This window comes from Corallincola luteus (genome assembly GCF_004336975.1).
In the GTDB taxonomy this organism is placed as follows: domain Bacteria; phylum Pseudomonadota; class Gammaproteobacteria; order Enterobacterales; family Neiellaceae; genus Corallincola; species Corallincola holothuriorum.
Genome location: NZ_SJXE01000001.1, coordinates 1,130,845 through 1,157,556, shown reverse-complemented (window position 1 = coordinate 1,157,556; position 26,712 = coordinate 1,130,845). Strand labels below are relative to the sequence as shown.

Below are 26,712 nucleotides of genomic sequence, written 5' to 3'. Positions count from 1 at the left end.
CAAACTAACCAACAAACTTACGAGCGTTGCGGAACATACGCATCCAGGCGCTGTCCTCGCCCCAAGAATCTGGGTGCCAGGAGTTAGCCACGGTACGGAACACACGCTCAGGGTGCGGCATCATGATGGTGACTTTACCGTCATTACTGGTTAAACCGGTAATACCGCCTTCAGAGCCGTTCGGGTTAGCCGGATACTGAGTCGTATACTGACCATAGTTATCGACATAACGTACCGCCACTAAGCCACTTTCCAAGACTTTCTGCGCTCCATCAGCAGCGGCAAATTCCGCACGACCTTCACCGTGGGAAACAGCAATAGGCATACGGGCGCCACCCATTTCCTGGAAGAACACAGAACGGCTGTCCTGCACTTCAACCAAACTAAAGCGGGCTTCAAAACGTTCCGACTCATTGCGAACAAAGCGTGGCCACAAGTCAGTGCCAGGGATCAGCTCTTTCAGGGTCGAAAGCATCTGACAGCCATTACACACACCTAGCGCAAAGCTATCGTCGCGGGCGAAAAAGCGACTAAACATCTCTCTCGCCTGCGAGTTAAATAGAATAGATTTTGCCCAACCTTCGCCAGCGCCTAAAACGTCACCATACGAGAATCCACCACAAGCAACCAAGCCTTTGTAGTCTTCAAGCTTAATCCGCCCGGCCAGTACATCGCTCATATGAATATCGATGCTTTCAAAGCCGGCACGGTCAAACGCGGCCGCCATCTCTAACTGCGAATTAACGCCTTGCTCACGTAAAATTGCCATTTTCGGCTTCACGCCAGTGGCGATATATGGCGCAGCAACATCTAAGCTTGGATCATAGGGTAATGACACGTTCAAACCAGGATCTTTTACATCCTGCTTCGCTTGGAACTCCTGCTCAGCACAGGCTGGGTTGTCCCGCAGCTTTTGCATGCGACGAGTCGTTTCAGCCCACACGGTACGCAGGTGCGTACGAGTGCTGTTTAACACCTCAACACCCGCACGGCTAAAGCTGACACTATCTTCTGCCGACACCTCACCAATGACGTGGGTTGCAGCCGCTAAGCCGTGTTCAGCAAACACCGCCAGCACCGCGTCGCGTTCGCTACGCTTAATTTGAATAACCGCACCCAGCTCTTCACTGAACAAGGCAGCCAGATCGTTGCCGCCTAGCGCATCCAACACAACGTTAGCACCACAGTGTCCCGCAAACGCCATCTCAGCCACTGTGACAAATAGACCACCGTCAGAGCGATCGTGGTAAGCCAGCAGCTGACCGTCAGCAACCAGCACCTGCATCGCATTGAAGAAGCCCTTCAACAGTTCAGCATCATCAACATCAGGCGTATCATCACCCAGTTGTTTATAGACCTGCGCCAGACAAGAGCCACCGAGGCGGTTCTTACCAAGTCCCAGATCCAACAGTAAGAGGTCGGTCTCACCTGCGTCAGTAACCAGTTCAGGTGTCACTGTTGAGCGGATATCTTCCACTCGCCCAAACGCGGTGATCACTAGGCTCAACGGGGAAGTCACGGCACGCTCTTCACCGTCCTGCTGCCACTTAGTCTTCATCGACATGGAGTCTTTACCGACCGGAATCGTTAGCCCCAATGTCGGACACAGCTCTTCACCAATCGCTTTTACCGCATCGTACAGGCCCGCATCTTCACCTGGGTGACCTGCAGCTGACATCCAGTTGGCAGACAGTTTGATATGTTTAAGATCGCCAATCTGCGTTGCCGCAATATTCGTCAGTGATTCCGCCACAGCCAAACGTGCCGATGCCGCGAAATTCAGCAGTGCCACCGGCGTACGTTCACCGATCGACATAGCTTCACCGGCATAGGTATCAAAACTGGCGGCGGTAACCGCACAATCTGCGACAGGGATCTGCCAAGGGCCGACCATCTGATCGCGGGCAACAAGACCTGTCACCGAGCGGTCACCAATAGTGATAAGGAAGGTTTTCTCGGCGACCGTTGGCAAGTTCAGCAGACGCTCTGCTGCATCCAGCGGGTCAACACCATCCAAAGCCAAGGCCTGACCACTGGCTTGCAAACGTTGCACATCACGATGCATCTTAGGTGTTTTACCCAACAACACGCTCAGTGGCATATCAATGGGGTTGTTACCAAAATGATTATCGCTGAGAGTCAGGTGCAACTCTTCAGTGGCTTCACCAACCACCGCATAAGGCGCTCGCTCACGCTGACAGATAGCATCAAACTGCGCCAGTTTTTCTGCTGGCACCGCCATCACATATCGTTCTTGCGATTCATTACACCAGATCTCAAGCGGGCTCATGCCGGGCTCATCGTTGGGTACACTGCGCAATTCGAACTTACCGCCACGCTCACCGTCATTAACCAGTTCAGGCAGGGCGTTAGACAAACCACCCGCGCCCACATCATGGATAAATACGATAGGGTTTTCATCACCCAGCTGCCAGCAGCGATCGATCACCTCCTGACAACGGCGTTCCATCTCAGGGTTTTCACGCTGAACAGAAGCAAAATCAAGATCTTCTGAAGATTGTCCCGATGCCATAGAAGAAGCGGCACCGCCACCCAAGCCGATATTCATCGCTGGGCCACCGAGAACAATCAGCTTTGCGCCGACTGGGATCTCTTTCTTCTCAACATGGTCAGCACGGATATTACCCAAACCGCCGGCCAGCATAATCGGCTTATGGTAACCACGGATCTCTTCTCCGTTATGGCTTACCACCTGCTCTTCATAGGTACGGAAGTAGCCTAGCAGGTTCGGGCGACCAAACTCGTTATTAAAAGCGGCGCCACCCAGAGGACCTTCCAACATGATATCGAGTGCAGAAACAATACGTCCCGGCTTACCAAAATCCGTTTCCCATGGTTGTTGATAACCAGGGATCCGGAGGTTTGACACGGAGAAGCCAACTAAACCAGCTTTCGGTTTAGAGCCAATACCGGTCGCACCTTCATCACGAATTTCACCGCCAGATCCGGTCGAAGCACCCGGCCATGGCGAGATAGCAGTCGGGTGGTTATGGGTTTCCACTTTACAAAGAATATGGATATCTTCGACATGATAAGCGTAAGCTTTAGTTTCCGGATCAGGGAAGAAACGGCCAGCTTTTGAGCCGGCAAACACTGCAGCGTTATCTTTATAAGCAGACAACACGTAATCGTTATGCTGCTCATAGGTATTTTTGATCATCTTGAAAAGCGACTTCGGCTGCGCTTCTCCATCAATGGTCCAATCCGCATTAAAAATCTTGTGACGACAGTGCTCGGAGTTCGCCTGAGCAAACATATAAAGCTCAATATCGTTTGGATTGCGCCCTAAAGCCTGAAAATTCTCAACCAGATAATCAATTTCATCATCAGCCAATGCCAGGCCCATAGCGATATTGGCTTGAGCAAGCGCATCACGACCACCGCTCAATACATCCACCGAATTCAATGGTGCCGGCTGATCGTGGCGGAACAGAGCCGTCGCATCGTCAAGTTGTTCGAATACAACTTCCATCATACGATCATAGATAAGGCCTTGAACCTCTAGCCACTGCGCAGCGGACAACTCGGCGCTGGTAGCAACGTAGTAAGCCATACCACGTTCCAATCGCACGATCTGATCCAGACCACAGTTTTGAGCAATATCTGTCGCTTTAGACGACCAAGGCGATATGGTGCCGGGACGAGGAGTCACCAACAACAGCTTACCTTCCGGCGCGTGTTCAGCAATGGTTGGGCCGTAGGTCAGAAGCTTTTCCAGCTTAGCCAGCTCGGCTTCTGACAGTGGCGACGTCAACTCCGCAAAATGCATATACTCAGCGTAAATGCTTGTTACGGGGAGTTTTTGGCTGCGACAAGCATCCAATAACTTGTTGATACGAAAGTCTGACAACGCGGGGGCACCACGAAGGATTTGCATACGCTTACTCACCTGGCCGAAGTTAGGGGGGTTGAACTAAGGAGGCGTATTATAGTGAAAAGTGTGGCCGTTGATAAGCGCTAGAAGGAAGCTGGGCGCATTCGTTTTCATCTGGTATAAGTTAAGTATGGAAATTACTCGTCAGAAAAGCTCGGAGTCGTCAGTTAGCAGTCGTCTGTTTCGCGGATGGAAACGACAGATCCTGCTAGTTAGCCTATTTCTGACATCGCTGCTGTTATTAGGCTGCGATCCGACGCAACCAGACAAAACTCACCTGCAACAGATTTTGGATCGGGGTGAGTTACGTGTCGGCACGATTTATTCGAGTACCACATACCTGTTTGGCCCGAACGGCCCTGAGGGCATCGATTACGAGTTAGCAAAACAACTTGCCGATTACCTCGGCGTCGAACTTAAGATGGTACCGAGCTATACCATTGATGATCTGTTCACCCAATTGAATGCAGGCCGTGTCGACATCCTCGCTGCAGGCTTGGCAGTCACAGATCAACGACGAGAGTTTTATAGCTTCTCCCCCGCCTATCAATGGATCAGCCAAAAGGTTGTTTATAAAAAGGGGCGTAAACGCCCACGCAACCTTGGCCAATTAGACGGTGTTATTCGCGTCATCGCCAACTCCAGCCATGCCGAAACACTCGAAAGGTTTAAAACCGACTACCCGAATCTTGATTGGGAAGTCACCACAGAGCATGACAGTGAAGAGTTAATGCAGAAAGTGTTGGCTGGCGATATCGACTTTACCATCGTCGACTCAAGCCAACTGGATCTGTTCCGTCGCTATCACACCGAACTCTCCCTCGCTTTTACTGTAGTCAAAGAGCAGCCCGTGGCCTGGTTGATGCAAAAAGGCAATAATGATGCATTGCAAGCCGCGTTGATTGAGTTTTTCGGCGAGATGCAGTCAAGTGGCATGATCGCCCAGCTCGAAGAGAAATATTTCGGCCATGTGGGACAATTCGATTATGTCGATACCCGAGCATTTATGCGGGCAGTAGAACGCAAATTACCGTCAATTAAGCCGATGTTTGAGCAATATGCGGCAGAACTTGATTGGCGTCTGCTGGCAGCGCAAAGCTATCAAGAATCCCATTGGAATCCCAATGCCCGCTCCCATACCGGTGTTCGTGGATTAATGATGTTGACCCTTAACACTGCCAAACAATTGAAGATAGAAAATCGTCTCGACCCTGAATCCAGTATCCGCGGCGGCGCTATCTATCTCGAACAACTATTACAACGGGTGCCCGAAAAGATCGCCCCCCACGAGCGCATCTGGTTTGCCTTAGCTGCTTACAATGTGGGCATGGGGCATGTCATTGACGCGATTAAATTGACTCGTGCCCGTGGCAAAGATCCCTATAGCTGGACTGACGTTAAAACCACACTACCGCTACTGCGGAAGAAAAAATGGTACAAGCAGACCCGCTATGGCTACGCCCGCGGAGAAGAGCCCGTTGCTTATGTAGATAACATTCGCCGCTACTACGACGCCTTGGTTTATATCGAGGATAAAAAAGCAGCGGCAGATCGCCTGGCCCAACAGAAAGAGAAATTTAAGCAACTCACCGCAGGTATCAAGGAGTATGATGGTGACGCTGCAGACAACAAGGTGGCAGAAAAGAGCGCACCAGAAGAGCAGCTAAAAGCAGTGCCTGAACGCTAAACAGCAGATTAATAAAAGTGTCACACAAGATTGTTAGTTTAGACACTTGTTCAGCACTTATTAAGGAGTGCCACCATGAAACAAGTAAAACGCCTCAGCTCTCAGAGCACCCGACGTCATTTGGCCACTAAGCGCAGCCATAAAAAAGTGATGGCAAGATCACGCAAGTTCTATCTACAAACGCAGGTCGTCCAGATTCTGGATGTCGTTCACACCTAATTAGTCGGCTGCCGATTGTTGCTGGCGAGCCAATTTTTCCGCCCTTTTTGCCGCTCGGCGCTTACGAAAAAAACCGCTGAGCTGTTCACTGCATTCCCCAGCCAAAACGCCTGCCACCACCTCAATTTGGTGGTTCAAGTTGCCATGCCGAGTAATATCCATAATCGAACCGGCCGCACCGGTTTTCAGATCTGCCGCACCAAAGATCAACTGCCCAACTCTGCCGTGCACCATCGCGCCAGCACACATCACGCACGGCTCAAGCGTGACGTACAATTGCGTATCCAGCAGACGATAGTTACCGATCGCCCTTCCCGCCGCTTGTAAGGCCATAACCTCAGCATGGGCTGTCGGATCATTATTGAGGATCTGTTGATTCCATCCCTCAGCGATCACCTCCCCACGATAAACCACAACCGCACCGACAGGAACTTCACCCAACGCTTCCGCATGGGCAGCAAGTGCCAATGCGCGGCGCATGAATTTTTCGTGGATCTCATTCGAGATTTCAGACATTCGTTGCTCTGACATAAATAGCGAAGCCAATAATTAAAAAAATTTCCAAAGCATGAACTATCACAGACGCCAAACATATCGTCATAAAAAAGCCGGCATTTCCGCCGGCTAATTCAACCTCATCGCAGGAAAGCTATTCCCACTCGATGGTTGCAGGCGGCTTACCGGAGATGTCGTATACCACACGAGAGATACCATCGATCTCATTAATAATGCGGTTAGATACCTTACCCAGGAAGTCGTATGGCAAATGTGCCCAATGCGCAGTCATAAAGTCGATGGTTTCCACCGCACGCAGTGATACCACCCAATCATATTTACGACCATCCCCCATCACCCCCACAGAGCGCACAGGCAGGAACACGGTAAATGCCTGACTGACTTTGTGGTACAGATCAGCAGCGTGAAGCTCTTCAATAAAGATAGCGTCCGCGCGGCGCAGCAAGTCACAATACTCTTTTTTCACTTCACCAAGTACCCGAACGCCAAGACCAGGCCCTGGGAATGGGTGACGATAAAGCATGTCATAAGGCAGGCCTAATTCCAGGCCAATACGGCGCACTTCATCTTTAAACAGTTCACGCAAAGGTTCAACTAAGCCCATCTCCATATCGTCAGGCAAGCCGCCAACGTTATGGTGAGACTTAATCACATGAGCCTTACCCGTTTTTGACGCCGCTGATTCAATCACATCAGGATAGATAGTGCCCTGGGCGAGCCATTTAGCATTCGCCAGTTTGTTGGCTTCTTCATCAAACACTTCGATAAAAGTATGGCCAATGGATTTACGTTTTGCCTCAGGCTCGTCAATACCAGCCAGGTTATTGAGGAAGCGGTCTTCGGCGTCAACCTTGATGATATTGAGACCAAAATGGTCACCGAACATCTCCATCACCTGCTCGCCTTCATGTAAGCGCAGCAAACCATTGTCGACAAATACACAGGTCAATTGCTTACCGATAGCTCGGTGCAACAGCATTGCTGTCACTGACGAATCGACGCCGCCGGATAAACCGAGGATCACCTCATCGCTACCCACCTGCAGCTTAATCTGCGCCACTGCGTCTTCAATAATGGATGACGGCGTCCACAACTTCTCGCAACCACAAGTGTTGATCACAAAGTGTTCCAGCATACGCTGGCCTTGGCGAGTGTGGGTGACTTCAGGGTGGAACTGCACGCCATAGAATTTTTTCTCTTCATTGGCGATTGCTGCATGGGGACATGAATCCGTACGGGCGATGGTGCTAAAACCAGCAGGTGGCTGCCCCACTTTATCACCGTGGCTCATCCATACATCTAACAAGGCATTGCCGTTCGCGCCGACATGATCTTCGATATTGTGCAGTAACTGGCTATCAGCAATCACTTCCACTTGTGCGTAACCGAATTCGCGATGATCAGAGCCAACCACCTCGCCACCTAACTGCGCCGTCATTGTCTGCATGCCATAACAGATCCCCAATACAGGAACACCGGCGGTAAACACATAATCAGGAGCTTTCAGACCAACATCATTGCCGACACTCTCTGGGCTACCGGACAGAATGATACCCCGCGGATTGAACTCGCGGATCTGCTCTTCCGTGACATCACAAGACCAAAGTTCGCAGAATACGCCAATCTCACGGATACGGCGGGCGATCAGTTGGGTGTACTGTGAGCCAAAATCAAGGATCAATATACGATGGTCATGAATGTTCTTAGTCATGGTTTTCCTGCTATTCGGAAAATGAAAATGGGCTGACACAGAGTCAGCCCAAGCAACAAAATAGTAATGCTAAAGTTTAACCCATACGGTAGTTGGGTGCTTCTTTAGTAATAGTCACATCATGTACATGAGATTCACCCATACCAGCACTGGTGATCTTCACGAATTCTGCTTTCGTACGCAGCAGCTCAATTGAGCCACAGCCAGTCAAGCCCATGCAGCTGCGCAGGCCACCCATCTGCTGATGGATAATGTTTGCTACTGCACCTTTGTAAGGTATGCGCCCTTCGATACCTTCCGGTACCAATTTATCCGCCGCATTATCCGTTTGGAAATAACGGTCTGATGAACCTTGGGTTTGCGACATAGCACCTAGTGATCCCATACCACGGTAGCTCTTAAACGCTCGCCCTTGGTACAGCTCAATTTCGCCAGGAGCTTCATCTGTACCAGCAAACATAGAGCCAACCATCACACAACTCGCGCCAGCAGCTAAGGCCTTAGCAATGTCTCCGGAGAAACGGATACCACCGTCGGCAATCACTGGAATATTGCGATCTTTCAATGCTTCTACGGCATCAGAAACCGCGGTGATCTGAGGTACGCCAACACCGGTAACGATCCGAGTGGTACAGATAGAACCGGGACCGATCCCGACTTTAACAGCACTCACCCCGGCATCAGCCAGTGCAACAGCACCTGCAGCTGTTGCTACGTTACCGCCAACAATCTGTAGATCAGGGTATTTAGCACGGGTTTCGCGAATACGTTGCAAAACACCTTCTGAGTGACCATGTGAAGAATCAATCAATAGCACATCAACACCGGCGTTAACCAAGGCTTCAATGCGCTCTTCGTTACCCGCACCGGCACCTACTGCGGCACCAACACGCAAGCTTCCATCGCTATCTTTACAGGCGTTTGGCTTACGTTCCGCTTTTTTGAAGTCTTTTACTGTGATCATACCGTTCAGTTTGAAGGCATCATCAACCACGAGAATTTTTTCTAGTCGATGCTCATGCATCATGTGGTGCACTTCATCAGCTGTCGCATCTTTATGGATGGTCACCAGACGCTCTTTTGAAGTCATCACGTCAGAGACCTTTTTATCCATGTCAGGCTCGAAACGCACATCTCGGCTGGTAACAATGCCGACTAGATTGTTTTCACTGTCAGTGACCGGGAACCCTTTAAAGCCGTGCTGAGCAGAAAGCTCTTTCAACTCACCGATAGTCAAGTCAGGGTGCACAGTAACAGGATCAGCAACCACACCACTTTCGAATTTCTTCACTTTGCGTACCATCGCCGCCTGGGCTTCGATACTCATGTTTTTGTGAATAAAACCGATACCCCCTTCCTGAGCCAAAGCAATTGCTAAATTGGCTTCAGTCACGGTGTCCATAGCCGCCGAGACCATAGGCACGTTGAGACTAATAGTACTAGTCAGCTGGGTATTGAGCGTGGCCGTATTAGGCAGCACGGTAGAATGTGCAGGGACGAGTAAAACATCGTCAAATGTGAGCGCTTCTTGGGCAATTCTTAGCATCGCAACTATACCTGAAACCAGTTGAAGGAGGTTGATTAAGTTGCGGCCGGATTCTACCCTAAGGCAACTATCGAGTAAAACTATTTTGTGATCTAACGCAAGATGATAATAGGTCAGTTTTGCTGATAAACTAGCTTACGTGTCAGCTTTTGTTGCCACCTGTTCTTTTCCGCAATCATAAGAATCCGATGTCCAATCAAAAAGTATTCTCTGTCTCCACCCTCAACCGCTGTGCCCGCCAATTGCTGGAAGAAGGGTTGGGTACGGTCTGGTTACAGGGCGAGTTATCAAACTTTGTCGCTGCTGCATCCGGTCATTGGTACTTCAGCCTGAAAGATGAGCGCTCTCAGGTCAAAGGCGCCATGTTTCGCGGTAAGAACCGCTTAGTCAGCTTGAAACCCAAGAGCGGCCTGCAGGTGTTAGTCAGAGCCCAGGTCAGCCTGTATGAACCCAGAGGCGACTATCAGCTAATCATTGAGCAGATGGAGGACGCTGGCGAAGGAGTTCTAAAACAAAAGTTCGACCAACTGAAGCTGGCGCTCGCCGCAGAGGGGCTGTTCTCAACCGAACACAAACAAGCGATCCCGGCGCACCCTATTAGCGTTGGTGTGATTACTTCTGCCACCGGTGCAGCCATCCATGACATTCTTTCGGTCCTGAAGCGGCGTAACCCTGCTATACGGGTGGTACTTTACCCGACTCAGGTACAGGGCGACACAGCGGCAGCACAGATCGCGGAAGCGATTCTCACCGCTAATCGACGTAACGAGTGTGACCTACTCATTGTCGGCCGGGGCGGCGGTTCACTGGAAGATCTCTGGGCCTTTAATGAAGAGGTGGTTGCTCGAGCCATTTATCAAAGCCAGCTGCCTATTATCAGTGCGGTCGGCCATGAGATTGATACCACCATTGCCGATTATGTCGCAGATATGCGCGCCCCGACCCCCTCAGCGGCAGCTGAATATGTCAGTGGTGATCAGCAACACCAACGGCAGCAGTTGTCACAACTGTCGCTGCGCTTAAAACAAACCGTTAGTCGCCTGCTACTGCGGGATAGCAACAAACTGCAACAACTGCAGCGTAACCTGCAACTCAACCATCCCGATCGTCGTCTGCAACAACAGACACAGCGTCTTGATGAACTAAGCCGACGCCTACTGCACACGGGAAACCAAGGCATAGCGCATGCATCGCAACGCTATGCTCAACTCTCCCAGCGCTTACAACGCTCGGATCCTGCCTATCGGCTCGAACACCTGAAAACCAGACAACAACAGCTAACGCAGCAGCTCACCAGCAACATGCAGCGCCATTTGCAGATGCAACGCAACCAATGGCAGCACCAGTGTCAAGAACTGTCGCTGGTCAGCCCGCTAGCGACTCTCAATCGTGGTTACTCCATAACCCGGGACCAGCAAAGCCAGCAAGTGATCAAAACAACCACTCAGGTGATGGTTGGACAGCAGATAAACTCACAGCTCAATGACGGTAGCGTTGTGAGTGAAGTTATCGCCATTCAAGCGAACGCGGAATAATAAAAATTTAACGGGGATGGTAGACAGTGAATATCGACTTTTCTCAGCTCAGTGGCAGTGAGATCTACCACATTATGACCCAGACTATCGTACCCAGACCTATCGCCTGGGTGCTAACTGACAGCGGCGAACAGAACTACAACCTGGCCCCTTTTTCATATTTCAATGCCATCTGCAGCACGCCACCACTAATAATGTTTTCTGTTGGTAAAAAGCCCGATGGCAGCGATAAAGATACGCTACACAACATTCAACGCAACAAGCAGTTTGTTGTGCATATTCCAGGTGCCGAGATGGCGGCGACGGTCACAGAAACAGCAAAGTCCCTGCCCCACGGAGAATCTGAGCTCAACCTCAGCCAGCTCGCCACCGAGCCATTCACAGATTTTCCCCTGCCAAGAATTAGTCAGTGCAAGCTGGCGATGGCCTGCTCATTGTTCCAAATACAAGCCATTGGCGATGTACCGCAACAACTGGTTTTTGGCAAAGTTGAACAGCTCTATATCAACGACGCCGTGGCCAAAGAAGATAACAAAGGACGGCTCAAAGTAGACGCGATGGAGCTAGATCCACTCGCCCGCCTAGGAGCCAATGAATATGCCAGCTTAGGTGATAGCTATAGCCACACGCGCCCTAAGTAACGCGAAGGAAAAAAGCGCTAAGCGCCTCCCCCTTCATCGATGACCTTTGCGACTAGCCAAACTCCTTGATCAGATCTTCGACAGTTTTCACCATATTCGTTGAACCAACAAAAAATGGCGTACGCTGATGCAGCTCCGTCGGCTTAATATCAAGAATACGTTGATAGCCGTCGCTAGCGCGGCCTCCAGCTTGCTCGACGAGATAGGCAATCGGATTACATTCATACAATAAGCGCAGCTTACCGTTTGGGTTTTTCATTGTTGAGGGATATAGGTAGATCCCTCCTTTCATCAGGTTGCGGTGGAAGTCCGCCACCAGAGAGCCGATATAACGGGCAGTAAAGGGACGCTGTGTCGCTTCATCTTCTGCTTGGCAATACTTGATATACATCTTCACACCATCGGGGAATTTGATGTAGTTGCCTTCGTTAATCGAATAGATCAAGCCATCTTCCGGTGTGCAGATATTTTCATGGGAGAGTGCAAACACGCCAAGTGAGGGATCATAGGTAAAGCCATGGACACCATGGCCAGTGCTGTACACTAAAACTGTCGAAGAGCCATAGATGACATAACCAGCGGCCACTTGCTGATTACCTGGCTGGAGAAAATCTTCCAGCGTCACCGGCGTGCCCCGCGGCGACACCCTTTTATAAATCGAGAAGATAGTACCGATAGAGACGTTAACATCAATATTTGAAGATCCATCCAGCGGATCGGTCAGCACCACATACTTAGCGTTGTTATTTACCTCAGAGTCAAAAACAACATAATCCTCTTCCTCTTCTGAGGCCATACCACACACTTCGCCACGCGCTTCTAGCGCCGCTTTGAATTTCTCATTGGCATAGACATCGAGTTTCTGCTGCTCTTCTCCCTGAATATTTTGCTCACCCACGGCGCCGGTGATATCGGCCAATCCCGCTTTATTGACCTCACGATTCACCACTTTAGCCGCCAACCTTATGGCACTCAGCAGACCGGTGAGATCACCGGTCGCCTCTGGAAAATCGGCCTGCTTCTGAACGATAAACTCTCCGAGGGTGATCATTTTCTGCATTTTCTTCTCTCCGTAGGGCCTTTGGTGAGGCTTGTTGTTTTATTAACCATGTACAACAAATGGAGATTTAGCAACTGGTCTGGCCAGATAATTTGAGCTAGAAGGGCTGGAAAGGTGTCCGTCAGCATTGACGAAATGTTGAGGCTGCAGGGTAAAAAACTAAATAGTAAAGTAAAAACAGCTGAGTACAGCGAGCCAGAGCGAATAGAAAGAGGTCCAGCCTAATAAGGGATTAAGCGCCTGAGCTTGGCGCTTCAGCAGCTGGCTAATCAGCCATACGGCGACAAAAACCGTCGCTATCCACAAGCTCAACCAAACAACGACGTTTAGCTGATTAATGGTCAATGCTAATGGCAGTAACAAGGCAGCACTATACAAAACAACGCTGTTTTGCCGACCAATACGCACCGGCAAGGTCTTTTTCCCTGCCGCCGTATCTGTCGAAATATCGCGGATATTGTTCACCAACATAATGGCACAGACAGGAAGCCCCACTAATACAGCGGCTAACCAGGCGGCTTTCGACATCAGCTGAGTGTGCATAAAGTAACTACCGACCACAGCAACCACACCGAAAAACAGAAATACCGTGACCTCTCCCAGACCTAAACTGGCCAAGGGTCTCGGACCACCACTGTACAGGTAGGCAGCGATAAGGCTGGCGATCCCCACGGGCAACAACCAAAGGGAGCCGAACACCACGATATAGAGTCCAGCAAGGCTTGCCGCCAACGCACTTAACACCATAGCCGCTCGCATCTGACCATGGGTGACTAAACCAGACTGGGTCGCACGCTGAGGCCCCACCCGTGCATCGGTATCAACCCCGGTAAGCGCATCAAAATAGTCGTTGGCGTAGTTGACAAAAATTTGCAGGGCTAGGGCGCAAAGTAAACTGGCGAGCAATAAACCGATCTGCAGTTGGTCCTCAAGGTACGCCAACCAATTACCGACGATTAAGGGAGCAAGTGAAGCCGGCAAGGTACGAGGCCTTGCCGCTTGAAACCAAACAAAAAGCTGACGCATCAAGAGCCCTGCTGTTCACTCCAACGTTGCTGCAGTAGATCAAGCTCTAACAGAGCAAACCTGTGCTCCACGTATTCATATATATTGGTGGCAATGGTGAGCTTCAAGAACGTCAAAGCTTGGGTATCCTTACCTTGCGCCAAATAACTCTTCGCCAGATAAAAATATGCTTCGCACAGCCGCTCGCTCATGCTGCTATTGTCATCCCAGTCTTGTTGCGCAAGCTGCAACAACTCAGCTTCGTCAATCGTACCCAATAGGTAGTTAGTAAGTTGCGTCGACCACTGATTATCATCGAGCTTGGCACGATTAAACTGTAGGCGTGCCAGCGCTTCTGGCTGTGACAAACGACTCTCTGCTAAATAGAGCCAAATAGCACGATACGGATCCGACGTATCACGCAGCAAGAAAGACTCAAGATCTTCTACCGCTAGGTCATCTCGACCGGCGTAATAGAGTGCAATTCCCCGATTAAGGAAGGCATAGTCATGCTCTGGATCGAGCTCTAACGCAGAATCAAATGCTTGGAACGCATCTTCATACTGCTGGGTCTGGATAAAATAGATCCCCAGACGGTTGTAGGCTTCCGCCATATCAGGGCGAAGATCGAGTGCTCGTTGAAAATCTAATTGTGCCAACCAGCGCATCCCTAAACGATCGTAATGAACACCACGTTGGTAAAACAGATAGGCTCGCTGGTCATCTTCATGATCAGGCATCGCCAGTAGCTGAGAAATCTTCGCTACCGTGAACTGATCTCTTGCCTTCGGCTGTTCTGGCTCAGCCAATACCAACGCAGGACCTTCAGGCTCAGGTGCCTGTGTACTCGCACAAGCACTTAAACCTAAAGCCATCAGTAAACACCAGCCAACGCGTAACTTCCGCGAATAATTCATCAAAATCTGTCCTTGCTTCAAACCTTGGCCGCAGCCCATTGCGCTATCCTAGCAGGAAGCAAACAAAAAGGGAGCGCAATGCGCTCCCTTTTTTCTCAACAGTTAGACCGACTTAGGCGTCAGTTTTATCTTCTGCTGGCTTCTGTTCCGCAGCAGGCGCTGCTTCTTTGATACTTAAACGTACGCGGCCTTGGCGATCAATTTCGATCACTTTAACCGGTACTTTCTGACCAACTTCCAGATAATCAGCCACTTTCTCAATACGCTCAGCAGCGATTTGAGAAATATGGACCAAACCTTCTTTGCCCGGAAGAACGCTCACAAAAGCACCAAAATCAACGATACGTACCACAGTACCTTCGTAGATGCGGTTAACTTCTACTTCTGCAGTGATCTCTTCGATACGACGGATAGCTTCTTTCGCCGCTAAACCATCAGTAGCAGCGATCTTGATAGTGCCATCGTCTGTGATATCAATGCTGGTACCCGTTTCTTCGGTCAGAGCACGGATAACTGCACCACCCTTACCAATTACGTCACGGATCTTCTCCGGGTCGATCTTGATAGTGTGGATGCGCGGTGCAAAATCAGATACATCATCACGGTGACCGCCAATGGCTTCGTCCATCACAGACAGGATGTGCAAACGAGCACCTTTTGCCTGATTCAAAGCAATCTGCATGATCTCTTTAGTGATACCTTCGATCTTGATATCCATCTGCAGAGCTGTCACACCACCGTTGGTACCCGCCACTTTGAAGTCCATATCGCCAAGGTGATCTTCATCACCCAAGATGTCAGACAGAACAACGAAATCGTCGCCTTCTTTCACCAAGCCCATCGCGATACCCGCAACAGAGGCTTTGATAGGAACACCTGCATCCATCAGCGCCAACGAAGTACCACAAACTGAAGCCATTGAGCTTGAGCCGTTAGACTCGGTGATTTCAGAAACCACACGCACAGTGTACGGGAACTCTTCTTCGTTAGGCATAACCGCAGCGATACCACGCTTAGCCAAACGGCCGTGGCCAATTTCACGACGCTTAGGAGAGCCAACAAAGCCAGCTTCGCCCACACAGTATGGAGGGAAGTTGTAATGCAGCATGAAACGGTCTGTACGCTCACCCAGCAAAGAATCGATATTCTGAGCATCACGAGCGGTACCAAGCGTAGTCGTCACTAATGCCTGAGTCTCACCACGGGTGAACACTGCAGAGCCGTGAGTACGTGGCAACACACCTGTCATTACATTAAGGGCACGAACCATCTCTGGGTCACGGCCATCGATACGTGGCTCACCAGCAATAATACGGTTACGTACAACCGCTTTTTCAATTTTGTACAGTAGTTCAGAAACAGCGCGCTCATCAACGATGGCGTCTTCACCCGCTTCTTCAACAATGGCCGCTAACGCTGCGGATTTAACAGCTTTTGCAGCCACTTGGCGCTCAAGCTTGTCAGTGATCTTATATGCATCACCAAAACCAGCTTCAGACAAAGCTTTCAGTTTGCCGAACAGGGTTTCGTCTTTTTCTGGTGCAGTCCAATCCCAAGCAGGAGTGGCTACTTCAGCTTTAAATTCATTGATTGCAGAAACAACGTTCTGCATCTGGTCATGGCCATAAACAACCGCTTCCAGCATCACTTCTTCAGAAAGCACATCAGCTTCTGATTCAACCATCAGCACAGCGCTTTCGGTACCGGCAACAACCAGGTCCAATTTGCTATTAGCCAGCTCTGACTCCAATGGGTTCAATACGAACTCACCATCGATGTAACCAACGCGGGCACAACCGATAGGACCATTGAAAGGGATACCAGAGATAGACAGGGCTGCAGACGTACCGATCATAGCTACAACATCTGGGTTAACTTCTGGGTTAACCGAGATAACTGTCGCTATCACCTGCACTTCATTCATGAAGCCTTTAGGGAAAAGCGGACGAATTGGACGGTCAATCAGGCGAGCTGTCAGTGTTTCACCTTCAGAAGGACGACCTTCGCGCTTGAAGAAACCACCAGGGATCTTACCAGCAGCATAAGTACGCTCCTGATAGTTCACCGTCAGCGGGAAGAAGTCACGACCTTCGCCGCTATCTTTAACACCAACCACACTCACGAGAACCGTGGTGTCATCCATAGAAGCCAATACAGCGGCTGATGCTTGACGTGCAATAACGCCAGTTTCCAGGGTGACAGTATGTTGACCATACTGAAATGTTTTTATAATGGGATTCACTTGTGTAATTCCTTAATCTATTTTTTCTTTATGCCGTTTTATAGCGGGCGTAATTATACTGGATCCGGCTGTTCTGCCTAGTGAAATGACCCGAATAACTGCAGGAAAGTAAAAATTTAACCGTAAAAACAAAAAAAGAGCCTTATCGGCTCTTTTTTTAACTCGGTCGTAACACGTCTTAGCGACGCAGACCCAGTTTTTCGATCAACGCCAGGTAACGTTCGTTGCTCTTACGCTTCAAGTAATCCAGTAACTTACGACGCTGGCTTACTTTACGCAACAAACCTTGACGGCTGTGGTGATCGTGGATGTGTTCTTTGAAGTGACCCTGCAGCTGGTTGATATCGAAAGTCAGCAGAGCAACCTGAACTTCAGGTGAACCCGTATCGCCTTCGCCACGGCCAAATTCTGCAACCAGTCTTGCTTTTTCTTCAGTACTTAGTGACATCACTATTCTCCAATTTAATAACGTTCCCCCCAATCACTAATTCAGCGGGGAACTGAGGGCGCGTATTCTAACGACCCCCATGGCTGAACGCAAGGGCTCAGCAGTTAGGATTTTGAATTAATCGCTTAGGTGCCACTCGGCCGTCTTCATCGATCTGACCAAGGCCAACAAAACGCCGCTCTTCGCCAACAAAGACACGCACCAAGCCATGAGCCGGGGCTTTGGGTACTTGTACCGGCTGACCATTAAGCAAATAGCCTGCAACTTCGGGTAGCAAGGTGACTTCCGGCAGATCAGCGACAGGGCTATCCGCAGCCATCAACAGCGGATCAAGCAAGGTCGAAGGCTCAATCTCCTGCTCACGCGCCTGTTCCAATAGCGCTTCCAGCTGTTCCAGCGTCACCATATTGGCATAGGGGTAATCTCTGACGGCCGTGCGGCGTAACGAAGCAACGTGAGCACCACAGCCCAGCAGTTCACCAAGGTCATCCACTAAACTGCGGATGTAGGTCCCTTTTGAGCAATGCACTTCCAGTGATACTTCATCACCTTCAAAAGCAAGAAGTTTGAGCTCAAAGATGGTAATAGGTCGGGCAGGACGTTCAATTTCGATACCTTGGCGAGCATACCAATAAAGCGGTTTGCCTTCGTGCTTGAGCGCCGAGTACATCGAAGGTACCTGATTGATATCACCACGAAAGGGTTCCAGTGCTTTTACGAGCTCAGCTTCAGATACGTCCACCGCACGCTCAGCAACCACTTCGCCATCCGCGTCGGATGTCGTCGTACGGATCCCTAGCTTCGCCGTCACTACGTAACGTTTATCGGAATCGAGCAGGAACTGACTAAACTTGGTCGCTTCGCCGAGACAAATAGGTAGCATGCCGGTAGCTAACGGATCCAGCGCACCGGTATGCCCCGCTTTCTGAGCAAAAAATATACGTTTAACACGCTGTAAGGCATGATTGGAAGAGAGGCCTAACGGTTTATCCAGCAATAATACGCCGTCAACAGCGCGGCCTCGGGTACGACGTGCCATTACTCTTCGCTCTCGTCTTTCTTATCTTCACCACGACGAAGTTCATCGTTTTTTACTGCTTGAGAAGCCAAATTAGAGAGACGCATCCCTTCCACTAATGACTTATCAAATTGAAACTTAACTTCAGGCGTGACACGCAGTTTCACCGCACTGCCTAGCAGCATGCGTATCATTTTCTTATGATCTTCCAGCGCTGCCATTGCGCCATCAATCTTCTCCTGTTCATCAAACAGGAAGGTGACAAACACCTTGGCATAGGCCAGATCTCGGGACATTTCGACATCAGACACGGTGACCATACCCAATCGATCATCGCGGATCTCGCGTTGAAGGATCATTGCAATGGCTTGCTGTACCTGCTGTCCAACGCGAAACACGCGGTTGGAATTTGCCATATTATAATTGCCTCTTAATACAAATGGGTTGAGAGCCTTCGCCCTCAACCCATTTCATTACACTTTAAAAGTGACAGTGACGACCTTGCGCAGTATTACAACGTACGCTTAATCTCAACCGTTTCAAATACTTCGATCTGGTCACCGACTTTAACGTCATTATAGTTTTTAACGCCGATACCACACTCTACGCCGTTACGAACTTCATTCACATCGTCTTTAAAGCGGCGCAGTGATTCCAGCTCACCTTCGTAGATAACCACGTTTTCACGCAGTACTCGAATTGGTGCGCTGCGCTTAATGATACCTTCGGTCACCATACAGCCAGCAATCGCACCCAGCTTCGGTGACTTAAACACATCACGAACTTCAGCCAGACCAATGATCTCCTGCTTGTACTCAGGCTTAAGCATACCGCTCATCGCCTGGCGTACTTCATCAATCACATCGTAAATCACGCTGTAGTAACGTAAGTCAATGTTCTCGGCATCAACCACTTTACGGGCTGAAGCGTCGGCACGAACGTTAAAACCAACAACAATAGCGTTGGAAGCCGCAGCCAGTGTCACGTCAGTTTCAGTAATACCACCTACGCCATTACCAATAATCTTCACTTTAACTTCGTCGGTAGATAGCTTAGCTAGTGACTCGCTGATCGCTTCCAATGAACCTTGAACGTCGGCCTTAAGCACCAGATTAAGTTCAGAAACTTCACCCTCTTCCATGTTAGCGAACATGTTTTCAAGCTTAGCCTTCTGCTGACGCGCTAGTTTCACATCGCGGAACTTGCCTTGACGATAAAGCGCCACTTCACGGGCTTTCTTCTCATCTTTAACAGCCGTGGCTTCATCGCCCGCTGATGGCACACCACTCAAGCCCTGGATCTCAACAGGGATCGACGGGCCTGCATCGGTAATGCTGCGACCTAACTCATCCTTCATCGCACGGATACGGCCATACTCAAGACCACACAGAATAATGTCACCTTGACGTAACGTACCCTGCTGAACCAATACTGATGCGATAGGGCCACGGCCTTTATCAAGGCGTGATTCAATCACGATACCACTTGCCAGACCTTCCGGATTTGCTTTCAATTCCAGAACTTCGGAAACCAGCAAGATAGCTTCTAGCAGTTCATCAATACCTTCACCAGACTTCGCCGATACATGAACGAACTGTGTATCGCCGCCCCAGTCTTCAGGCAAAACGTCTAGCTGGGCTAGCTCGTTCTTAACGCGATCAGGATCCGCTTCTTCTTTATCGATCTTGTTAACCGCAACAACGATTGGTACATCTGCGGCACGCGCGTGTTGTACCGCTTCTTTTGTTTGCGGCATAACGCCATCATCAGCAGCCACAACAAGTACAACGATATCCGTCGCCTTGGCACCACGAGCACGCATAGAGGTAAACGCTGCGTGGCCCGGTGTATCCAAGAAGGTGACCATACCGTTATCAGTTTCGACGTGATAAGCACCAATGTGCTGGGTAATACCGCCAGCCTCACCATCTGCAACCTTGGCATTACGGATGTAATCCAACAGCGACGTCTTACCATGGTCAACGTGACCCATGATAGTCACAACAGGCGCACGCGTAATCGCTTCACCAGCGTCAGAAGTCGCTGCAGCCATTACCTGCTCTTCCAGTTCGTTCTCTTTTACTAGAACAACTTTGTGACCCATCTCTTCACAGACAAGGGCTGCAGTTTCCTGGTCGATAACCTGATTAATAGTCGCCATAGCGCCCATTTTCATCATAGTCTTAACGACTTCAGCACCTTTAACAGCCATCTTATTGGCTAGTTCAGCTACGGTAATCGCTTCACCGATGCGAACATCACGTTCTACCGGAGCCGCTGGCTTGGTGAAGCCGTGTTGCAGGGCTGTCGGTGCAGGTGTATTGCGACCGCCACGACGGCCTCTATGAGAAACAGCCGGCTGCGCCTTTTTCTTTTTCCGACGACGCGAGCGCTGTTCGGCTTGCTCATCCTGCTTATCTTCGGCTTCCTGCGCATAGCGGTTGGAGTGAAGATGAACATCTTCTTTCTCTTTTGCTTTCCGCGCTTCCTCTTCTTTTTTCCAGCGCTCTGAATTTTCTTCAGCAAGACGTTTGGCTTCTTCCGCTTTGGCGTCCGCTTCTGCTTCGGCTTTACGGCGTAACTCTTCGTCCTGCTTAGCTTTCAAAGCAGCTTCTTCCTGACGAGCGGCTTCTTCAGCTGCACGCTCTTCAGGACTCTTATTCGCTTCTTCAGCTGCGCGACGCTTAGCGTCTTCAGCCTTACGCTTGGCTTCTTCTTCCTTGCGCTTAGCATCTTCAGCCTTGCGTGCAGCCTCTTCTTCCTTACGCTTGGCCTCTTCCTCTGCCTTACGCTGTGCTTCAGCCGCTGCCGCTTGTTCAGCTTCCAGGCGGGCGTTCTCTTCAGCCTCCTGGCGTGCTTGTTCTTCAACTGCACTGCGCTTCACATACGTGCGTTTCTTCCGCACTTCAACCTGAACGGCCTTAGCTTTACCGCCAGCACCGCCGCTTGGTACGCTCAAGGTTGACTTAGTCGTACGACGTAATGTCATACGCTTTGGCTCACCAGCGTCCCCGCCATGCTGCTTATGCAAATGAGAAAGCAGCGCCTGCTTCTCGTCTTCAGTTACCGAATCACTCTCTGATTTAACCATGCCCGCATCAGCAAATTGCTGAAGCAAGCGGTCAACAGGTGTGTTGATCTCACTGGCAAGTTTATTGACTGTGACTTCTGCCATTACCTTCACTACCTCCGTTGCACCGCTTAGTTGGCTTCATCTTCACCAAACCAACAGATATTTCTAGCGGCCATAATTAACTCGCCAGCACTCTTAGCATTTAACCCATCTATATCGAGGAGATCATCAGTGCCTTGTTCAGCCAGATCTTCCAGGGTACAAACGCCTTTGCTCGCGAGTACATAGGCCATGTGTTGTTCCATACCTTCGAGGTTCAGCAGATCTTCTGCCGGCTCAGCCCCTTCGAGGCTTTCCTCTTCCGCCAGAGCTTGCGTGGTCAGTGCATCTTTCGCACGGGTACGCAGCTCTTCGACCAGATCGTCATCTAGCCCTTCGATTTCAAGTAACTCTGCGGCCGGAACATAAGCAATCTCTTCCAGCGTACTGAAACCTTCATCTGCCAACAGGGCAGCAAACTCTTCATCGATACCCAAACCATCAACAAACACCTTAATAACAGATGCAGCTTCCGCTTGATGCTTGGCATTCATATCTTCTTGCGTCATCACATTCAGTTCCCACTCAGTCAATTGACTGGCAAGACGAATGTTTTGACCGTTACGACCAATAGCCATGGCTAAATTATCAGCTTCCACAGCTACATCCATGGTGTGCTTGTCTTCATCAACAATGATGGAAGCAACATCCGCAGGCGCCATGGCATTAATAACGTACTGCGCGGCATTGTCATCCCACAGCACAATATCAACACGCTCACCGCCAAGCTCACCAGAAACAGCTTGGACACGACTACCACGCATACCAACACACGCTCCCACAGGATCGATGCGACGGTCATTGGTTTTCACCGATATCTTCGCTCGTGACCCAGGATCGCGTGCGGCGGCCATGATTTCAATCATCTCTTCGCCGATCTCTGGCACTTCAATGCGGAACAGTTCAATCAGCATTTCAGGGCGGCTGCGGCTTAAGAATAACTGAGCACCTCGGGCTTCAGGACGAACAGAGAACAATAAGGCTCTTACCCGATCGCCAGGACGGAACGTCTCACGTGGCAACATCTCTTCGCGATACAACACAGCTTCTGCGTTGCTACCCAAATCAATAATCACGCTATCGCGATTCACTTTCTTGACCACTCCAGTGACTAACTCACCTTCCTGATCCTGAAATTGCTCAACAACCTGCGCACGCTCTGCTTCACGTACCTTCTGAACGATAACCTGCTTTGCAGTTTGCGTCGTGATACGGTCAAACTTAACCGACTCAATCTGCTCTTCAACATATTCGCCAGGAGTGATCTCCGGCTCATCCACCTGCGCAGCAGCTAACGTGATCTCGGCGTATGGATTTTCTAATCCGCTGTCTTCAAGTTCGACTACAAGCCAACGGCGATAAGTATCGTATTGACCCGTCTTACGGTCGATCTCAACACGTACTTCTATATCACCTTCATATTTCTTTTTTGTTGCGGTGGCCAGTGCTATCTCTAGCGCCTCGAAGATCTTTTCCCGCGGTACTGCTTTTTCGTTGGATACTGCGTCAACGACCAGCAAGATCTCTTTGTTCATCTCGAATGCCTCGCTTCGCCAAGTCCCATCAATCAAAGATAGGGACAATGTTGCCCTTTCGTACGTTATTCAACGCAATCAGAGCCTCTTCGCCATCTACTTTCAACGTCAGGGTATCACCCTCTACCGCCAGCAAATCGCCGGTAAATTTTCGCCGCCCATTAACAGGCAACACGGTCTGTAAACTCACTTTTTGTCCAACCACTGCTTCATAATGGGCGCGTTTGAACAAAGGACGAGCCATACCCGGAGAAGAAACCTCCAAGTTATATTCGCCCGCAATAGGATCTTCGACATCAAGTACAGCGCTCACTTGGCGGCTAACTTCCGCACAATGTTCAACGGTGATGCCGTCTTCATGATCGATATAGAGACGCAGCACAGAGCTACGCCCAGCACGGATAAGCTCCAGACCCAGCAACTCCAGCCCTGTCGCTTCGACAGCGGGCTCCAGCATGATGGTCAATTTTGATTCGAGCTTCGCCAAATCAGTTCTCCACAAATAAAAAAAGGGCATAACGCCCCTAGCTGATACAACCTGCGGTAGCTAACAGAGCAGTAAATAACAAAAAGCCCCGTGTCTTAGCTGCGGGGCTTAAAGCGATACCCTCTGTGCGCCGTGGGCGCTTACCTCGTTAAAGGTAAAGTGGTTGCGGGAGCCGGATTTGAACCGACGACCTTCGGGTTATGAGCCCGACGAGCTACCAGACTGCTCCATCCCGCGCCAACAAGGTCTGAATTATATTCAGCTGCCTATCCATAGGCAAGTAAGTAAATAAAAGGCCGACGAATTGTCAGCCTTTTATTGAAATTGGTGCCGAGAGCGGGACTTGAACCCGCACGTCCATAGGACACTACCCCCTCAAGATAGCGTGTCTACCAATTCCACCACCTCGGCAAACGCTTTAGTTTGGAATATCGTCCTTGGCATCTTCAGGTGCAGCGGGAGCTGCAGGAGCAACAAGCTCTTCTGCAACCACAGGCGCTTCACCACCAAGGTTATTCCAATCTTCCTCTTGCTTAACTGCATTTGCAGTTAGGTTGCCGAGCAACAAGCTAAGGATAAAAAATGAGGTTGCAAGGACAGCCGTGGTACGAGTAAGAAAATTACCTGAACCAGATGCACCAAACAAAGTACCGGAAGCACCAGCACCAAATGAAGCACCCATGTCTGCACCTTTACCACGCTGGAGCAACACCAAGCCGATAAGCGAAAGTGCTACCAACAGATACAGAACTAATAAAACCTCGTACATGCTAATCTTCCCGAAGTGCAGCCTAGCTGCGTTCCTAACAAACCACCTCATTTCAAGGCGGGCAGATATTAACTAATGCGGCCCTCTGTTACAAGAGCCGTAGCAATAAAATTACATTTAACTGGTCAGGCTTTAACCGACTCTTCTACTTGAGTAGCAATCTGCTGCGCACATTGCTTAACCAGCGCGGCATCTTCGCCTTCAACCATCACTCGGATCAAGGGTTCCGTGCCGGACTTGCGAAGTAACACACGCCCTTTATCAGCTAACGCCTTCTCAGCGTCTTGCACAGACTTTTGAACGCTTTCAGCAGCAAGCGGATCCGCACCTTGTGGATAGCGAACATTGATGAGTAACTGCGGGTATTTTTTCATCCCTTTGCGCAGCTCTTTCAGCTCAAGATGCGAGTTTTGCATTGCCGTTAACACACGCAATGCGGCAACAATGCCGTCGCCCGTGCTGGTATGGGCTAAGTTAATAATATGACCAGAGCCTTCACCGCCGATGGACCACCCCTTCTCAAGCAGCGCCTCCATCACATAACGGTCACCCACTTTAGCGCGTACGAAAGGAATGCCGAGCTCGCGTAAGGCAACTTCCATCCCCAGGTTACTCATCAAGGTGCCAACCACACCACCTTTCAGCGAACCATTACGCAGCTCATCTCTGGCAATGATATAAACCAGCTCGTCACCGTCGACAACAACACCATCCCGGTCAACCATCATCACTCGGTCACCGTCACCATCAAATGCAATACCCAGATCGGCCTGATGTTCAACCACAGCCTTGCTGATCGCATCCATCGCCGTGGCGCCACACTTCTCATTGATATTCACACCGTCAGGAGAGATACCAATTGGGATCACTTCCGCGCCCAGTTCGGAAAATACAGCAGGTGCAATATGGTAAGTAGCACCATTCGCGCAATCGACAACAATCTTCATCCCAACCAAAGACATACCTGAGGGGAAGTTGCTTTTACAAAACTCGATATAGCGCCCTGCCGCATCATCAATACGGATCGCTTTACCTAATTTTTCACAATCAACGCAGGTCAGCGGCTTATCCAGTTCGGCTTCAATCGCTAACTCAAGATCGTCATCAAGCTTGGTGCCATCTGCTGAGAAAAACTTTATGCCGTTATCATAAAACGGGTTATGGGATGCACTGATCACGATCCCCGCTTCGGCTCGGAATGTTCTTGCTAGGTAAGCAATCGCAGGGGTTGGCATAGGACCTGTAAACGCGGCCTTTAGCCCGGCAGCGGCCAATCCGGCCTCAAGAGCCGATTCCAACATGTAGTTGGAGATACGCGTATCCTTACCTATCAAGACGGTTCGGCTACCCTCTTTCGCCAAAATACGGCCTGCAGCCCAGCCCAATTTTAAGAAAAATTCAGGGGTAATCGGAAACTCTCCAACTCGCCCTCGGACGCCATCGGTACCAAAATATTTACGTTCGCTCACCTAAACACTCTCCTGTAGCGTTGCTCGCACTATATTCATAGCCTCAACGGTTTCTTTGACATCATGCACTCTGACGATGTGACAGCCTTTCATTGCCGCAATAACAGCACCAGCAACACTGCCAATCACACGTTCAGAAATATCATTGTTGAGCACCTGGCCGATCATGCTCTTACGAGATAATCCGACCAATAGTGGACGATCAAGTTCATGAAACTGATCCAACTGATTAAGTAACTGGTAATTGTGATCGCCACTTTTTCCAAAACCAAACCCGGGATCGATAAGAATTCGACTGCGTTCGATACCTGCATTCACGCATTCATCAATACGGTCTTCGAAAAAATGGCGGATATCAGAGATTAAGTCGCCATACTGCGGGGTATCCTGCATTGTACGGGGCTCCCCTTGCATGTGCATAAGACACACAGGAACGCGACTTGCAGCAACCGCCTGCAATGCGCCAGGGGCTTGTAATGCGCGAACATCGTTGATCAGATCCGCGCCCGCTGATATGCCTTGACTTATCACCTCAGCCTTACTGGTATCGAGCGAGACCAAGACATCCAAATTCGCCTTTACAGCCTCAATCACTGGGATCACTCGAGCTAACTCTTGGTCCACAGAGACGGCGTCGGCGCCCGGACGTGTCGACTCTCCTCCGATATCAATAAATGTCGCGCCTGCAGCTACCATCGCCTCAGCTTGCCTGAGTGCCGCATCCAACTGGCCATACTTACCGCCATCAGAAAAAGAGTCGGGCGTTACATTAAGTATTCCCATGACCTGAGGCGCTTTTAATACCAAGCAGCGATCTGAAAATTTAATCCGATACACAGT

21 protein-coding genes and 2 tRNA genes are annotated in these 26,712 nt (G+C 50.0%); 4 read left to right on the top strand and 19 right to left on the bottom strand.

The features are described 5' to 3' along the window. Positions 1 to 4: 4 nt before the first annotated feature. Positions 5 to 3,898 carry a phosphoribosylformylglycinamidine synthase gene (gene purL, locus EZV61_RS05075; protein WP_131414531.1) on the bottom strand — a complete coding sequence of 1,298 codons (3,894 nt, stop codon included), beginning with the start codon at positions 3,896 to 3,898 and terminating at the stop codon, positions 5 to 7. 127 nt (positions 3,899 to 4,025) lie between these two features. Here purL and mltF point away from each other — a divergent pair, with 127 nt between their 5' ends. Next, positions 4,026 to 5,582 carry a membrane-bound lytic murein transglycosylase MltF gene (mltF, locus tag EZV61_RS05070; RefSeq protein WP_131414530.1) on the top strand — a complete coding sequence of 519 codons (1,557 nt, stop codon included), beginning with the start codon at positions 4,026 to 4,028 and terminating at the stop codon, positions 5,580 to 5,582. Positions 5,583 to 5,657: 75 nt separating this feature from the next. Beyond that, complete coding sequence (locus tag EZV61_RS19410) at positions 5,658 to 5,801, top strand: hypothetical protein (protein WP_158538133.1); 144 nt, start codon at positions 5,658 to 5,660, stop codon at positions 5,799 to 5,801. Here EZV61_RS19410 and tadA read toward each other — a convergent pair whose 3' ends face one another. The 3 genes from tadA to guaB form a co-directional block, all read right to left on the bottom strand. Beyond that, positions 5,802 to 6,317: a tRNA adenosine(34) deaminase TadA gene (gene tadA / locus EZV61_RS05065; RefSeq protein WP_114339805.1), complete on the bottom strand. Its 516-nt coding sequence runs from the start codon at positions 6,315 to 6,317 to the stop codon at positions 5,802 to 5,804. Between the two features lie 133 nt (positions 6,318 to 6,450). After that, positions 6,451 to 8,028, bottom strand: a complete 1,578-nt coding sequence (gene guaA, locus EZV61_RS05060; protein ID WP_131414529.1) for a glutamine-hydrolyzing GMP synthase — start codon at positions 8,026 to 8,028, stop codon at positions 6,451 to 6,453. A 76-nt stretch (positions 8,029 to 8,104) separates the two neighbouring features. After that, entirely contained in the window at positions 8,105 to 9,574 is a 1,470-nt protein-coding gene (gene guaB / locus EZV61_RS05055; protein WP_130567910.1) for an IMP dehydrogenase, read from the bottom strand. A 188-nt stretch (positions 9,575 to 9,762) separates the two neighbouring features. Between guaB and xseA the strand changes: the two genes are divergently transcribed. After that, on the top strand, positions 9,763 to 11,109 hold the full coding sequence (gene xseA, locus EZV61_RS05050) for an exodeoxyribonuclease VII large subunit (RefSeq protein ID WP_131414528.1): 1,347 nt from the start codon (positions 9,763 to 9,765) through the stop codon (positions 11,107 to 11,109). A 26-nt stretch (positions 11,110 to 11,135) separates the two neighbouring features. Further along, positions 11,136 to 11,750, top strand: coding sequence for a flavin reductase family protein (locus EZV61_RS05045; protein ID WP_114339809.1), 615 nt, complete (start codon positions 11,136 to 11,138; stop codon positions 11,748 to 11,750). A gap of 52 nt (positions 11,751 to 11,802) precedes the next feature. On the opposite strand, the gene fbp is transcribed toward EZV61_RS05045, so the two are convergent. From fbp to folP, 15 genes are all read right to left on the bottom strand, one after another. Further along, positions 11,803 to 12,801: a class 1 fructose-bisphosphatase gene (fbp, locus tag EZV61_RS05040; protein WP_205695334.1), complete on the bottom strand. Its 999-nt coding sequence runs from the start codon at positions 12,799 to 12,801 to the stop codon at positions 11,803 to 11,805. Positions 12,802 to 12,969: 168 nt separating this feature from the next. Continuing rightward, positions 12,970 to 13,836 carry a 1,4-dihydroxy-2-naphthoate polyprenyltransferase gene (locus EZV61_RS05035; protein ID WP_131414526.1) on the bottom strand — a complete coding sequence of 289 codons (867 nt, stop codon included), beginning with the start codon at positions 13,834 to 13,836 and terminating at the stop codon, positions 12,970 to 12,972. Continuing rightward, a complete protein-coding gene (nlpI, locus tag EZV61_RS05030) occupies positions 13,836 to 14,732 on the bottom strand; it encodes a lipoprotein NlpI (RefSeq protein WP_165569532.1) in 897 nt (298 codons plus the stop codon). The genes EZV61_RS05035 and nlpI overlap by 1 nt, the downstream gene beginning before the upstream one ends. 112 nt (positions 14,733 to 14,844) lie before the next feature. Next, positions 14,845 to 16,974, bottom strand: coding sequence for a polyribonucleotide nucleotidyltransferase (gene pnp / locus EZV61_RS05025; RefSeq protein ID WP_131414524.1), 2,130 nt, complete (start codon positions 16,972 to 16,974; stop codon positions 14,845 to 14,847). Between the two features lie 178 nt (positions 16,975 to 17,152). After that, entirely contained in the window at positions 17,153 to 17,422 is a 270-nt protein-coding gene (rpsO, locus tag EZV61_RS05020; RefSeq protein ID WP_114339814.1) for a 30S ribosomal protein S15, read from the bottom strand. Positions 17,423 to 17,519: 97 nt separating this feature from the next. After that, positions 17,520 to 18,461: a tRNA pseudouridine(55) synthase TruB gene (truB, locus tag EZV61_RS05015; RefSeq protein ID WP_130567916.1), complete on the bottom strand. Its 942-nt coding sequence runs from the start codon at positions 18,459 to 18,461 to the stop codon at positions 17,520 to 17,522. Continuing rightward, a complete protein-coding gene (gene rbfA, locus EZV61_RS05010) occupies positions 18,461 to 18,856 on the bottom strand; it encodes a 30S ribosome-binding factor RbfA (protein ID WP_130567917.1) in 396 nt (131 codons plus the stop codon). Before rbfA ends, truB begins: the two co-directional genes overlap by 1 nt. Before the next feature lie 95 nt (positions 18,857 to 18,951). After that, entirely contained in the window at positions 18,952 to 21,615 is a 2,664-nt protein-coding gene (infB, locus tag EZV61_RS05005; protein ID WP_131414523.1) for a translation initiation factor IF-2, read from the bottom strand. 26 nt (positions 21,616 to 21,641) lie between these two features. Then, positions 21,642 to 23,147, bottom strand: a complete 1,506-nt coding sequence (gene nusA / locus EZV61_RS05000; RefSeq protein ID WP_114339818.1) for a transcription termination factor NusA — start codon at positions 23,145 to 23,147, stop codon at positions 21,642 to 21,644. Between the two features lie 28 nt (positions 23,148 to 23,175). Beyond that, positions 23,176 to 23,634: a ribosome maturation factor RimP gene (gene rimP, locus EZV61_RS04995; protein WP_114339842.1), complete on the bottom strand. Its 459-nt coding sequence runs from the start codon at positions 23,632 to 23,634 to the stop codon at positions 23,176 to 23,178. Positions 23,635 to 23,794: 160 nt separating this feature from the next. Then, a tRNA-Met gene (locus EZV61_RS04990) sits at positions 23,795 to 23,871 on the bottom strand. Between the two features lie 88 nt (positions 23,872 to 23,959). After that, positions 23,960 to 24,045, bottom strand: a tRNA-Leu gene (locus tag EZV61_RS04985). Positions 24,046 to 24,052: 7 nt separating this feature from the next. Beyond that, positions 24,053 to 24,403: a preprotein translocase subunit SecG gene (gene secG, locus EZV61_RS04980; protein WP_114339819.1), complete on the bottom strand. Its 351-nt coding sequence runs from the start codon at positions 24,401 to 24,403 to the stop codon at positions 24,053 to 24,055. A 125-nt stretch (positions 24,404 to 24,528) separates the two neighbouring features. Then, on the bottom strand, positions 24,529 to 25,872 hold the full coding sequence (gene glmM / locus EZV61_RS04975; protein ID WP_114339820.1) for a phosphoglucosamine mutase: 1,344 nt from the start codon (positions 25,870 to 25,872) through the stop codon (positions 24,529 to 24,531). Next, positions 25,873 to 26,709: a dihydropteroate synthase gene (folP, locus tag EZV61_RS04970; protein WP_420810806.1), complete on the bottom strand. Its 837-nt coding sequence runs from the start codon at positions 26,707 to 26,709 to the stop codon at positions 25,873 to 25,875. Positions 26,710 to 26,712 lie beyond the last annotated feature (3 nt).